This is a genomic window from Bacillus sp. J14TS2 (assembly GCF_018333015.1).
Classification (GTDB): domain Bacteria; phylum Bacillota; class Bacilli; order Bacillales; family Bacillaceae_C; genus Lederbergia.
In genome coordinates this window covers 92,301-104,878 of the sequence record NZ_BORE01000010.1, presented here as the reverse complement: position 1 = coordinate 104,878, position 12,578 = coordinate 92,301, and the positions used below count along the sequence as shown (strand labels likewise).

The 12,578-nt window shown below is 35.9% G+C and carries 18 protein-coding genes and 1 pseudogene; 16 read left to right on the top strand and 3 right to left on the bottom strand.

The genetic code is table 11. The features are described from left to right. Nucleotides 1-42: 42 nt before the first annotated feature. The 4 genes and pseudogenes from KI375_RS16155 to KI375_RS16145 all read left to right on the top strand — a co-directional run bounded on the left by KI375_RS16155 (nucleotide 43) and on the right by KI375_RS16145 (nucleotide 2,159). The gene (locus tag KI375_RS16155) at nucleotides 43-693 is read left to right on the top strand and encodes a uridine kinase family protein (RefSeq protein WP_212974499.1); all 651 of its coding nucleotides are present in this window, start codon (nucleotides 43-45) and stop codon (nucleotides 691-693) included. Between the two features lie 51 nt (nucleotides 694-744). Further along, nucleotides 745-930: pseudogene (locus tag KI375_RS27995) on the top strand (TetR/AcrR family transcriptional regulator); the annotation flags it as partial. Between the two features lie 60 nt (nucleotides 931-990). Next, nucleotides 991-1,368 carry a hypothetical protein gene (locus KI375_RS27435; RefSeq protein ID WP_244852742.1) on the top strand — a complete coding sequence of 126 codons (378 nt, stop codon included), beginning with the start codon at nucleotides 991-993 and terminating at the stop codon, nucleotides 1,366-1,368. Between the two features lie 29 nt (nucleotides 1,369-1,397). Beyond that, a complete protein-coding gene (locus tag KI375_RS16145; protein WP_212974498.1) occupies nucleotides 1,398-2,159 on the top strand; it encodes a (S)-benzoin forming benzil reductase in 762 nt (253 codons plus the stop codon). Between the two features lie 122 nt (nucleotides 2,160-2,281). On the opposite strand, the gene KI375_RS16140 is transcribed toward KI375_RS16145, so the two are convergent. From KI375_RS16140 to KI375_RS16130, 3 genes are all read right to left on the bottom strand, one after another. Next, complete coding sequence (locus KI375_RS16140; protein WP_212974497.1) at nucleotides 2,282-2,755, bottom strand: hypothetical protein; 474 nt, start codon at nucleotides 2,753-2,755, stop codon at nucleotides 2,282-2,284. A gap of 139 nt (nucleotides 2,756-2,894) precedes the next feature. Then, a complete protein-coding gene (locus KI375_RS16135) occupies nucleotides 2,895-3,290 on the bottom strand; it encodes an NUDIX hydrolase (protein ID WP_212974496.1) in 396 nt (131 codons plus the stop codon). A gap of 274 nt (nucleotides 3,291-3,564) precedes the next feature. Then, nucleotides 3,565-3,855, bottom strand: a complete 291-nt coding sequence (locus tag KI375_RS16130) for a hypothetical protein (RefSeq protein ID WP_244852739.1) — start codon at nucleotides 3,853-3,855, stop codon at nucleotides 3,565-3,567. Nucleotides 3,856-4,245: 390 nt separating this feature from the next. On the opposite strand from KI375_RS16130, the gene KI375_RS16125 reads away from it, so the two are divergent. From KI375_RS16125 to KI375_RS16075, 12 genes are all read left to right on the top strand, one after another. Beyond that, nucleotides 4,246-4,872 carry a DJ-1/PfpI family protein gene (locus KI375_RS16125; protein ID WP_212974495.1) on the top strand — a complete coding sequence of 209 codons (627 nt, stop codon included), beginning with the start codon at nucleotides 4,246-4,248 and terminating at the stop codon, nucleotides 4,870-4,872. A 740-nt stretch (nucleotides 4,873-5,612) separates the two neighbouring features. After that, on the top strand, nucleotides 5,613-7,334 hold the full coding sequence (locus KI375_RS16120) for an ABC transporter ATP-binding protein (protein WP_212974494.1): 1,722 nt from the start codon (nucleotides 5,613-5,615) through the stop codon (nucleotides 7,332-7,334). Nucleotides 7,335-7,337: 3 nt separating this feature from the next. Then, the gene (locus tag KI375_RS27990; RefSeq protein ID WP_374706857.1) at nucleotides 7,338-7,841 is read left to right on the top strand and encodes an ABC transporter transmembrane domain-containing protein; all 504 of its coding nucleotides are present in this window, start codon (nucleotides 7,338-7,340) and stop codon (nucleotides 7,839-7,841) included. After that, nucleotides 7,816-7,977 (top strand): hypothetical protein, encoded by a 162-nt coding sequence (locus KI375_RS16110; RefSeq protein ID WP_212974492.1) that lies wholly within the window; start codon nucleotides 7,816-7,818, stop codon nucleotides 7,975-7,977. The genes KI375_RS27990 and KI375_RS16110 overlap by 26 nt, the downstream gene beginning before the upstream one ends. Nucleotides 7,978-7,993: 16 nt before the next feature. Continuing rightward, a complete protein-coding gene (locus KI375_RS16105) occupies nucleotides 7,994-8,464 on the top strand; it encodes an HIT family protein (protein ID WP_212974491.1) in 471 nt (156 codons plus the stop codon). Between the two features lie 80 nt (nucleotides 8,465-8,544). Next, on the top strand, nucleotides 8,545-8,958 hold the full coding sequence (locus tag KI375_RS16100; protein WP_212974638.1) for an NUDIX domain-containing protein: 414 nt from the start codon (nucleotides 8,545-8,547) through the stop codon (nucleotides 8,956-8,958). Nucleotides 8,959-8,983: 25 nt separating this feature from the next. Then, entirely contained in the window at nucleotides 8,984-9,310 is a 327-nt protein-coding gene (locus KI375_RS16095) for a hypothetical protein (RefSeq protein WP_212974490.1), read from the top strand. A gap of 20 nt (nucleotides 9,311-9,330) precedes the next feature. Then, nucleotides 9,331-9,453: a hypothetical protein gene (locus tag KI375_RS27685; protein WP_280528653.1), complete on the top strand. Its 123-nt coding sequence runs from the start codon at nucleotides 9,331-9,333 to the stop codon at nucleotides 9,451-9,453. 63 nt (nucleotides 9,454-9,516) lie between these two features. Beyond that, nucleotides 9,517-10,224, top strand: coding sequence for an FAD-dependent thymidylate synthase (gene thyX, locus KI375_RS16090; RefSeq protein WP_212974489.1), 708 nt, complete (start codon nucleotides 9,517-9,519; stop codon nucleotides 10,222-10,224). Nucleotides 10,225-10,398: 174 nt separating this feature from the next. Further along, a complete protein-coding gene (locus KI375_RS16085) occupies nucleotides 10,399-10,956 on the top strand; it encodes a D-glycero-alpha-D-manno-heptose-1,7-bisphosphate 7-phosphatase (protein WP_212974488.1) in 558 nt (185 codons plus the stop codon). Nucleotides 10,957-11,047: 91 nt separating this feature from the next. Continuing rightward, on the top strand, nucleotides 11,048-11,545 hold the full coding sequence (locus KI375_RS16080) for an NUDIX domain-containing protein (RefSeq protein WP_212974487.1): 498 nt from the start codon (nucleotides 11,048-11,050) through the stop codon (nucleotides 11,543-11,545). Nucleotides 11,546-11,674: 129 nt separating this feature from the next. Then, nucleotides 11,675-12,472: a class I SAM-dependent methyltransferase gene (locus KI375_RS16075; protein WP_212974486.1), complete on the top strand. Its 798-nt coding sequence runs from the start codon at nucleotides 11,675-11,677 to the stop codon at nucleotides 12,470-12,472. Nucleotides 12,473-12,578: the final 106 nt, after the last annotated feature.

Below are 12,578 nucleotides of genomic sequence, written 5' to 3'. Positions count from 1 at the left end.
GACATTCATACTATCATTTTTATTTTAACAAGGGGGAAGACAATGGATAGGTTAATAAGGCAAATAATTGCGTGGTCAACCAAGACAGATCAACGGATTGTGGTCGGCATTTCCGGGCATGGGGCTGCTGGAAAAACAACCTTTGCCAATAAGCTCATAAGTCAGTTAGATCAAAATGAAGTGAACTATATGAATACAGATCCCTATATTGTGAGTTCGGCGATACGGAAAAAAGGTGCAATCGACTATACGTATCAAAATAAAAATCACCGTTATAAGATGACGGCCTGCCATCCGGCTGCTCACCATCTGCCCTCTTTAGAAAGAGATGTTCAGATGATAAAAGCAGGCCTCGATTTATATACAATCGAGACGCATTATATGAAGAGTAAACTTATATCTGCGGACAAGATGATCACGATTGTGGAGGGGATGAGTGTTGCCTTTATCAACCAGGATTTATTTGATTTGAATATCTACTTTTATACGGATGGTGAAACAGAATTTAAGAGAAGGACGAGCCGGGATATTATTGAAAGAGGAACCGACCTTGAATATTTAAAACAATCCCATGAAGAGCGCCGCATTCAATATGAGGTATTTATGCACCCATACAGTCAGCAATTTAACATCATCATCAAAACGTCTAATGAAGGAAGCTTTCTTGAGAAAAGTGAATTTGAATTTGATTAGCATGAAAGGATTCTCACTGTTGATTTTTTACCTACCGTTAGGTAAAATACGATCTATAACATCATAAAGGAGAGGACAACAATCAAGAAAAAGGAATTAACATCTGTACAAATACTTGAAGCTGCTATAAGTCTGTTTACAATCCATGGCATTGAGAAAACGAGCCTTGCCCAGATTGCAAAGGAGGTAGGGATTACAAAGCCTTCTATTTATTATCACTTTTCATCAAAAGAAGAGTTAGTGGAACAAGCTTTTCATTTCATTTTGCGAGATCATCCGTTTCAAGGCGACATTCCTATGAAAGGTTGGACCAAAGAAAATTTTGGAGAAAAGCTTTATCAATTTGGATTAGACAGCTTTCCGATTAAGGAAGACGATCATTATACTTTATTAAAGGTCTTAAATGAATTTACATTAATCGCTAGTAGAAATCCTGTATTTAAAGAACACTTAATAGGTGTTCAGGGTGAATTTGCAAATGGGTTTAGAAATATTCTTTTAAAAGGCAAGGAAGAGGGAGTGATTATAGCGGTAAATATTGATCATTATGCGAAAATCTTAGCACTTGTCATGGATAACATTTCAAGGTCTATTATGCTGGGCTTTGAGATTGAATATAAAGCAGTTTGGAAGGAAACGGTCAATAGTGTATTAGTAGAAGAGGCAAAAATATAGGCAAGAATTTTTAAAAGTGGGGGATAAAAGTGAAGTACTTTATTATAACGGGAACATCACGAGGTATCGGCGAATCGCTGGTAAAGCAATTGTTACATAATCAGGATCACCATATTATTTGTATTTCTAGAAATGAGCATAATTTTGTGGATATCGAAAAGGAATACCCTGCTCATATTAGTTATTTTTCGTTCGATCTTAATGAAATAATTGGGATTGATCATCTTTTTCAAAAGATATTTACATTAGTGGATGAACAAAACATCAATTCTATTTATTTAATAAACAATGCAGGCATACTATCTCCCATTGGTCCGGTTGAGGAAAATGAAAGCGAAGAGATCATTCGAAATTTTAATGTGAATTTACTTGCACCATATTTGTTTACGGCAAATTTTATAAGGCACACCAATCACCTAAAGGTAGACAAACGGATACTAAATATCTCCTCTGGATCCGCTAAATATTTGCTTCCTTCTCAAAGTGCCTATAGTACTGCCAAGGCAGGGGTAGATTCATTTTCAAAAAGTATTCACCTAGAACAAAAAGACAAATCCCATCCAGTGAAGATTGTTTCAGTCTATCCGGGTATGATCGATACACAATTGCAAACTGAAATCCGATCTACTAGTACAGAGAAGTTTCCACATGTTGAACTTTTTAAACAGCTACATAGCGAAGGGAATTTGCAAACACCTGACAAAACAGCGGAACAACTGCTTGAATTATTATATAGCGCTGAATACGGTGCTCAAACAATCGTTGAGGAATTAACTCTGAATGATCACTAGATTTGCCTTTTGACCAGACGTCTTTGTTTATGGCGCATTTTATAAATATAAGGAGCCTGTCATATACAACTGAGGCATAGAACATTGTATATGACAGACTTTTAATTTTCATCAATATTTTACTAATTAATGCATACATCGCTAGAATGAATACAACTATGGTCTAATATGAGTGGTTTTCCATTATCATTTAAATTTTCAAGTATCTTTAAAAATTGTTCATCTGTATCAATATATTTATAAGATCTAGGAGGCATGAAGTTAGGATTAATTTGATCTCTGATTTGAGAAAGTGAAATGCTCTCCAATTCTTGAAAGGACAATATTGGAATGGCATAATTTTTATTGTAGTTATGAATATAATCATCTATTCTCGCTATAACTGATTTGTCTTCATTAAATCTTTGCTTTAGATCTGAAAGTAATATTTTTTCACCAAAATGAATCTTAGCTACTACTTTCTTTACAGGAGAACTTAGGTACAGGTATGCGATTGTTTCTTGATTTACAAACCGAGTGCGATATTCAAATTTTTTCTTACCTTTTGGAATCGGAGAAAAATGCTCTGGATTAAAACTAAGAAGTATTTTCTTCACAATATGTCTGTCAACAACTACGTGACACTAACCTCCTTTAAAATATTTTTGCCATAGCTATGGTTGTTGAAAGCATAACCAGCGTGAATCGTTCTATCATCAAATATAGCTATCAAACCCTACATAACTGTAAAGAACTCTAATCAAAAATATGAAAATGACTTATTTTATTTTCTAGCGCATCATCCATTCTTTTAATATTCCACGGATGAATTTGTTCGGGTAACTTTTTCCGTTCGAAGAACTGCACTTGTTCTATTTCTTCATCTGGCTCCCACTGGATCCTATTTATGATGGTCGCTTTAAATAGAAAAACCAAATTGTCATTCGAGGAAGAGTAATAAGTTGAAATAAGATTATTTACCTCTACAACATAACCTGTTTCTTCTAACACTTCTCTTTTTACACCGTCTATGGGTGATTCATTCTCTTCGAGGTGACCACCAGGAAATGTCCAATTACGAGAGCCATACCTGATTTTAGTTAATAAAATTCTATTATCCTTATCCGTAATTGCTGCAAAAACACCAACCATATTTTGGTCTCCCCTTTATAGATGAAAATTCATTCTAAGTTACGGATTAAATAACGGTTATTTACATACTAAACAAACGGTTTGGGAGTGTATAAAAAGCTTTATTTTATTTTCTAATACAACAACAAAGTAGCTAATGCTTAAATTAAAAAGTAATTCATTCATCGAGCATTCAGTATTCTATTTGGAAACTTACGTTAGTAATAAACATCTCTTCCTTCCAGTAATTTGAAGTGAAGAGATATTGGTAATTGGAAATATACAATATGGGGTATTATTGGTGCTGCAGAGATAATTCTAGAAGTTTTTCTTCGTGGTGAGCTACTTTACCTAGCAAAAAATTCGTGGTTTTCTGTGTATCTGTTAAATCCAAACGGACACCATCAACCTTTTTTTCTAACCGATCAAACCTCTTATCCATTTGTTCAAATCTTTTTTCCATCTGTCCAAACCTCTTATCGATATGCTCAAACCGCTGGTCCATCTGTTCAAATCTCTGATCAATATGTTCAGCATGAAGCTTGAACGCATGTAGTATTTCTTTTAGCATGGTTTCTTGTTCCATGTTTTTCACCTCCATATGTATAGTATAAAGGAATATGGATAAATGGCAAGGAGATTTGAGGAGGTAGCACTGTCTAAAATTTATTATTTGTAAAGTGGCTTTAGTGGTTTTGGAGCTATTGCATCTCTAGCATGATCTCATAGATGACTGGAAGAACTTCTATTTTTTGCTATAATCTGGGAGGATTTCGTTCTTTTTCCTTCAAAATATGATATATTGCGGGTAACAACATTCGTGCAATCGTAATAATGGTACGATTGTGACCATGTTTTTACGCATTAAAGCAGCTAATGAATATTTATGAGAGAAATAGCTTTATAAAAATAGAGAAATGAATAGATGACCAACAGGAGAAAAGAGTTTTCATGTGGGAGCAAGGGGGAGCAATACATGAGAAAGAGAAAAGTAGGAATCGTCCTATTCGATTATGTCGATGTTTTGGATTTTGCTGGGCCGGCAGAGGTGCTGTCATTAACGGCTAATAACAAAGTAGAACAAACAATTACCCTTTATAAAAAGCAATTATTGCCAACAAGGCCATTTGAAGTATTTACGGTGTCTGAGACAGGAAATGAAATAAAAACGCATTCTGGTATAAGAATAAAACCTGATTTTAGTATGGAGACCTGTCCTGAATTGGATATTCTCATCGTTCCAGGAGGACCATTGCGAGTAGTCCAATCGATGGCTAATAATCAGAAACTATGTAATTGGATTCTGGCACATAAGGATATTGAGTATATATGTTCAGTCTGTACTGGGGCGTATATTGTAGGAGAAACTGGTTTACTAGACGGCAGGAAGGCCACCACTCATCATTTAACCTGGAAAATCCTTCAACAAAAATATCCCGATATTCAAGTGATAAGGGACCGTAAAGTTGTGCATGATGGGAATCTTATTTCTTCTGGAGGCGTTTCATCTGGAATCAATATGGCTATCTACCTTGTAGAGCAAATCATGGGGAAACCGACTGCTGAAACCATTGCTGAGATGATTGAGTTTGAAGGAATTTAGTGAGCCGTATAGAATTTATAATTATGGTTGCCCCCCCTTTTAGCAGCAAATATAGGTGGAGATACAGATTCAGTTGCCTCTATGGGAGCTGCTATTGCTGGAGCAATGTTCCCCAATACTATTAATGATGCGTGGTTCAATATTGTAAAAGAAGTGAACGGAAATGAGTTAATCGATTTAGCGCCAAATATAATTAAGAGAAGAATATCCATTTAGTGCAGTCACCTTCCAAATTAAATTAGGTAGCTCTATTTTGAATACCCTTACATATGTAAATATTATTATGCTCAAATTTCATTAGAACAAAAAATATAGACACATCTTCATTTTATGACATACAAGAATTCCATGGAACATGCTCGTGGCACAAAAAAAAGGAGGGAATCTATGAGGAAATATTTCTTGTTATTTTCAGGTATCATGTTACTCATTGCGGTTATATGGAGTTTTTATGAAATTAACAGACCCAGGATAGGCCCCGTAGGGGAAGGGGCCATCCCATTTCACTTTTGGATAACTATGATTAGTACTATTTGTGTTGCTATATTTGCTATCATTGTTGCTCTTCAGCTGTTTGTTAAAAGGAAATAAATTCCCTTACCTTAAGGAAGATAATGGTGAGTGACTTGAGGAAATTTAACTCAAGTCATGAAATGCTAAGCAACGTCAGTCTTGGAAAGCAGGGTTGTCACTATAGTCTTGGAGCGGGTAGTAATCCATATTAAAGGTGGTGAATCGCCTTGGAACACGCATTTATCAAGTGGGTATTTCAATATCTAAAACCATATTTTAAGTGGCTTATATTTGTAATGATTGGAGTGCTTACGGTTGGTGTAGTGAACATTGTCAATGCTCACTTTCTCAAAATAATGACGGATACGGCTTTAAATGGGGATTGGACAAAAACATTTTATACAGCTTTTCTTATTCTCCCGGTTATTTTAGTTGGAGCTATTTCGGAATATGTTTCTAAGTATGCAACAAATGTATTTAGCGGTGGGATTGTTAAAGGTTTGAATCAGACTGTCATTCATAGAATGTTACGTTTTCAGGTGCCAACATTGGAGAACAGTCATTCAGGTGATATCATTTCCCGGATGACGAATGATATAAGATTAATTCAGGATTTTTTTAAGAATACTTTCCATAACATGATTTTACAGCCTGTGCTTTTTCTAGGGACATTTCTTTACTTATTAACCATTAATTGGTTACTCGCTATTTGTACGGTTATCTTGATGCCTATTATCACGAGAATTGTTAGTAAAATTAGTAGCTTCATTGAACGGTTTTCATTTGAAGTGCAGACACGAGAAGGACAAGCAAACACCATGGTTAGAGAAACGATAATAGGCATAGCCATGATCAAATCATTTAATTTGCAGCAAACGTATTACAAAAAGTATGCAGATGAAGTAAAGGAGATAATGGAGCGGAAACGCCAAATTGCGAAACGAACTTTCTTAATACATGCGATCACATCGTTTCTTGTTGTGGCCCCTTATTTAATTATTGCCATATTCGGGGGCTATTTAGCAATGAATACGAATATGAGTGCAGGAGATCTTGTTGCTTTTATTTTCCTTATGCAATACCTATCAGGGCCTATTAGTCAGATCCTTCATTTGTTTTCTCAATTTCGTACAAGTATTTCCGGATTTAGACGGATTTATGAGTTGTTTGATTATCCATTGGAGCGTCAAACCGGTAAGCCAATAGATCTTTCTTTACTTAATAAGGAAATGACTGCCCCGATTATTCATTTTAGGAATGTGCAGTTCTCCTATAACAAACAAATAGCTGTATTGAATAATTTAACGTTTCATATTTATCATAATGAGACGGTGGCCTTAGTAGGATTAAGTGGATCAGGGAAAAGCACAATCATAGATATTCTAACATTGTTTTACCCTATACAAAACGGAGAGGTATATGTATACGGAAGAGAAATCGATGAGTGGATTCCTAGTGAATTACGTCAACAATTGGCCGTTGTTTCTCAGGATATCCATTTATTTCCTAGTTCGATTGCGGAGAATATTCGCTGTGGAGATCAACAAGCATCATGGGATGAGATTCAAAATGCTGCGAGAATGTCGTTTGCTCATGACTTTATAATAGGGCTCCCTGAGGGCTATCAGACAATCGTTGGAGAAAATGGAGTGACATTATCAGGTGGACAACGCCAAAGAATTGCAATCGCAAGAGCACTTCTAAAAAATGCCCCCATATTACTATTAGATGAAGCAACTTCTGCTTTAGATACAGAGACAGAAAGGAAGATACAGCAAAGTTTATTGCATTTAAGAAGAGGACGAACAACATTCATCATCGCCCATCGAATTACTACAGTGAAAAGCGCAGATCGAATTTTAGTATTGAAGGGTGGAAGGATTATAGCAGATGATACACATGAAATGCTTTTACAACAAAACGCAATGTACCGCCATTTATTCGCATAATAAATGACAATAGGAGGTGTCAGGTTGTTTAGAACAATAAAAGATAATCAATTTTTTAAACTACTTTCCCTTCTTGGCAAACATAGAAAATACTATTTTTCTATGTTAATGTGTGCTCGAGTGCTGACTCTGACCCAGACGGTCCTTTTTGCGTGGCTATTAAAACTAATCATCGACGCAGTAACTGGGGCCGATTCGGAAATTATACTCATTTCTATTAGTATCACAGTTTTTATATTTGTCCTTATGGTGATAGAGTTCTATTTAAATTATTTACTTTCAACACGAACGAATTACATAATTGGCCAGATGAGATTAAGATTTATTGATCATTTAATACATATGCCTCTTGAATACTATGATACACGACAAAGCGGAGAACTTATGTCAAGATTAACCAATGATATTCAATCTGTTGAAGGCGCCTTCACGAGTAAAATTGTAAATTTGAATAGTACATTAATGGGAGGAGCTATTTCCATTGGATGTTTCAGCGACTACCATTGAAATTGCGAAACATTACTTGGAATTAGGAATATCGACTGAAAAAACATACGTAGGCTCAATGAGCTCGTTAAATGGAAATCCACAGATTAATTGGGCACTTTTAGAAGACTGGGAACCAGCCCTCTTCAATCTTTAGAATAGGAGAGATAAAGATGTCTTTCTCACATAAACCTGAAGCATACGAATGTCCATTTTGTCGAATTGTGTCAGGAAATGAAAGACCAAATAAAGGAACAAAACAAAGAGACATTATCTATCAAAATAGACATGTAACGGCATTTATCGCAAGCAAATGGTGGCCGAATAACAAAGGGCATGTTCTCGTTATTCCGAATGAACACTTTGAGAATATGTATACACTGCCAGTAGAACTGGCGGCAGAAATCCATCGTGCTGCTCAATTGGCGGCGCTTGCGATGAAACATACATATGGATGTGATGGAATTTCTACTCGACAACATAATGAGCCTGCTGGAAACCAAGATGTATGGCATTATCATCTTCACGTTTATCCGAGATATGCAAACGATACACTCTATTTAACCAAAGGGGATGGGACTGAACCAGATCAACGTCCTTTCTATGCCGAAAAATTACGTTTATGGATCCAGGAAAATACTTAGTTAAAGAGTAGGAGGAAGTTGATTTTGCAAAAACCCTTTCATCACTTAGCAAGAGGTCTGGTCATTTGCGACGATAAAATATTACTCGCAAAAGCGAAGGGCAGACAAACACTTTTTTACCTGGGGGCCATATCGAGTTTGGAGAAAGCGCCAAAGATGCATTGAAACGAGAAATCAATGAAGCGTTGGGGATTCCTTGTACAGTGGGACGTTTTCTCGGTGTAGTTGAACATAAATGGGAACTAGATCAAGTCGTTCATTGCGAAATCAATCAGGTATTTGAAGTCCATTGTAGTGACTTACGTCTTGATACCAATCCAATCGCAATCGAACCGCATCTTGAATTTTTCTGGTGGCACGGAAGGAATTTAGATCAGCAACATTTGCAGCCTTATCCTTTCAGACATTTAATTGCAAATTACCTGAATGGAAATAGAGATATTTGGTGGGAGAGTACAGTGAAACTAAACCTGGATGTTTTAAATCGAAGCTGAACCAATACAATCAAGGAGAAGAGAAATGTATAGTTACGAATCTTTCGAAACCTTAGGTGTATTCACTTTGCTTAGACCTATTTTTTGGACTATTTTGCTTATGACGTTACTCTTGTTTTTAGGAGTTATTATCCCAAAAGTCCGAAAGAAATTGATCAACGGAGTCACGGTACTGAGCCTATCCTTCATTTTAGTATTGGTTTCAGCCCAACTGTTATTTTTCAATGGAATTATTGTAGATGAGCTTGGATTAGGTGGGGATGCTGTAAGTTCTTATTTGTTCTTAGCGATTGCAGGCTTTTCAGTTGCGAATATTCTTATTTACTTTTTGTCAAGAGTGAAAAAGAGTTGATAAATACAGGAGAGATTCAAATGGTCCTTATAGTCCTTATTGTAAGCGCCACCATCATGCTTAGCATAGAAATCCAGTTAAGAAAAGCGAATAAACAAAATGACGAGATGATCGATTTATTGAAAAAACTGGATAGAAAATAATGACTTTCCTGGCGAACGACTTTTTAAGTAAATAGTAGAAAAAAATAGAGGAGTGCCAACCAAATGGATATGATAAACGTATTAGACAAGGGCTATGTTCGACTTGTAAATCATATGGGTTCAGATTTGACTGTAGTAAAATCTGCTAGAGTTTCTTATGCAAAAGAATCCAAAGAATTGAATGAAAAGGATATTAAGTTGATTAAATTTTTAGCTAGAGAAGGCCATACTTCTCCATTTAGACATGTAATCATGCAATTTGAAGTGTATGCACCACTCATGGTAGCCAGACAATGGTGGAAGTATGTAATTGGTTCCTCTCACCAAGAGGGTACAGGAGATAGTTTAGATGCTTGGAATGAATCAAGTCGAAGATATATAACAGAAGAGCCTACTTTTTATATTCCTTCAAGTAAAGAATGGAGAAGTAAACCAAAAAATTCTAAGCAAGGCAGTGGAGAAATAGTTACTTTGGAAATTGGTGATAAATATAGCAGTGAACTTATGGCCTATGTTGACGAGGGATTACGCAAATATGAATCAGCCCTGAAAGATGGAATATGTCCAGAACAAGCGAGATTATTTCTCCCTGCATATGGAATGTATGTACGTTGGTATTGGACTGCATCCTTACAGTCGGTTTGTCATTTTCTAAATCAAAGATTAGAACATGATGCTCAGAAGGAAATTCAAGAATATGCAAAGGCAATTCTTGAATTAAGTAAACCATTATATCCAAATGCTATAGACGACCTTATAAAAAAACAATGATAATACTAACTAAAAAGCTCCAATTCTATTAGAGGTAATGTTTTAGCTGCTATTAAATAATTTAGGTTTAAAGAATGGCTAAAAGAATGGCAAGAAGGGGTTGTAAAATACTGTACAGAGCTGAATTAATGGGAGGATAGATAGACCATTATGAGTGGGTGGTGATTTGTTAAAATGACTGGTGTATTTCTTGATCGGGATGGCACGATCGGTGGTGATGGCGGAGGTGTCCATCCATTTGAATTTACTCTCTATGATTTTTCAGCAGAAGCAATTAAGCGCTTGAATAACGAAGGAATCAAAGTATATCTCTTCACCAACCAAAGCTGGATCGGGATGGGAAAGTTTTCAGAACAAACATTTTTAGAAGGCACCGGTAAGTTGATGGAAGCTTTAAAGGAAAAGAACGCCTTTTTAGATGGCATTTATTATTGCCCCCACACTCCAGAAGAAAATTGTGAATGTCGGAAACCTCAACCAACGTTATTGTGGCAGGCTCAAAAGGAACATAATTTGGATTTGACAAAATGTTATATTGTTGGTGATCGATGGAGTGATATGGTATCTGCTGCTAATGTTGGTTCAAAAAAGATATTAGTGAAAACAGGTAGAGGTTTACAGTCATTGCAAGAACAATCTAACAAACAGATAGCGCTTGATCATGTTGTAGACAATGTGTTGGATGCCACTCAGTGGATACTTGCAGATTTAAATAGGTTAAGCAATTCGTGAAATTCTTTTTTTAAAATGGAAGGAATAGATTTATAGTAGGAAAATGACTAATACACTTATGTAGTTAAAATTAAGTAATGGGGTGTTTAGAATGGCAATTAGAACTGCCGCAAGGGCAATAATTATTCATGGGAATTGCTTACTTGTTTTAAAAAGGATGGGTGTCCAGGGAGAATTTTATGTTCTTCCCGGTGGTGGACAGGAGCACGGTGAAAGCATATTCGATACTTTGAAAAGGGAAGTGGGTGAAGAGGTAAGTCTAGAAGTTGAAGTTGAACAACTTTTATTTTTGAATGAATTTATCGCTGAGAGGGATTCATTATTTCCTGAAAAAGATAAGGGGATACATCAGATTGATTTTACGTTCCTATGCAAAATTACATCAGATAACGAAGCCAAGGTGGGAGACACGCCAGACGCACATCAAATAGGTATTCAATGGGTTCCACTATCCGAAATAACTGATTATGATAAGCATCCTAAAGACGATGTGAATTTTATAATGGGTGCACCAACGAGGGACACTTTAGCTCGATGGATCAGTAATGGGGAAAGTTATAAGACTCCAACGTTTGTTGAACATTATTAATATCATAGATTGGTACATATGTGACGAAACTAAAATAAGAAAAAAACACTTTTCTTTCTAGAATGTTAAAGTAATCCAATTTTATACAAAGAGTAAGCTGACTTTTTGTTTGGAAAGGGGCGGATAGAAATGGGAAGTCAAAAAGTGTTGTATGATGTAATGAAACATCCAGAATGGATACCCCCTCATAGTGAACAATGGTATAAGCAATTAGGTACGGAGATTGGAGAATATAATTACCCTTGGAAATCACAATTTGCTGAACCAACGGCAGCGATGATATTGGCCGAAAGAATATCTAAATATGTGGGAAAGAACACGAGAATCCTTGATATTGGATGCGGCCACGGTGAATTTACATATCAATGGGCAGCAAAGGCAAAAGAAGTTGTTGGCATAGATGTTATAAATGGCTTTATTGAAACAGCAAATAAAAATAAACCTACAAATTCAATTCGTTTTTTAAACGTTCATGCAGATGAAAAACTACCTTTTCCCGATCGGTATTTTGACTTAGTGTATACAAAAAAAGGTCCTTGGTTGTACGAGGAAGCCTCTCGGATAACGAAACCAGGCGGTATTATTATCGGGCTTTTTCACGGTGGAACTGATGGAGGGCTCCGGAGACAATTTCCCGGTTTATATCATCCACTGCCTGTAAATCCGTTTGACCTTGAGCTTATTAAAAATAACTATAAAATGAATGAATTAACAGACCTGGATATTGAAGTTATTGAGGAAGTAGAGTATCTATCTACTCCAGAGGATATTTTAATCAAAAAATGCTTTGGGCAAAGCCAGACCTTAAAGAATGTTGCCTGGCAGAAATGTCTAAAAGATGTTGAAGAAATTTTTGATAAAAATGCAACGTCAAAGGGATTGAAGGTCATTAATTATCACCATTTAATAATTATTAGGAATAAATAATCTAATCTTATCAATTTGATATTGAGTTAATTTAGATCTGTTTCTATTAAATATCTTAAAGAGAACTACTTATACATGATCGTAAGCCCAGTGCTTGTTCGCGGAA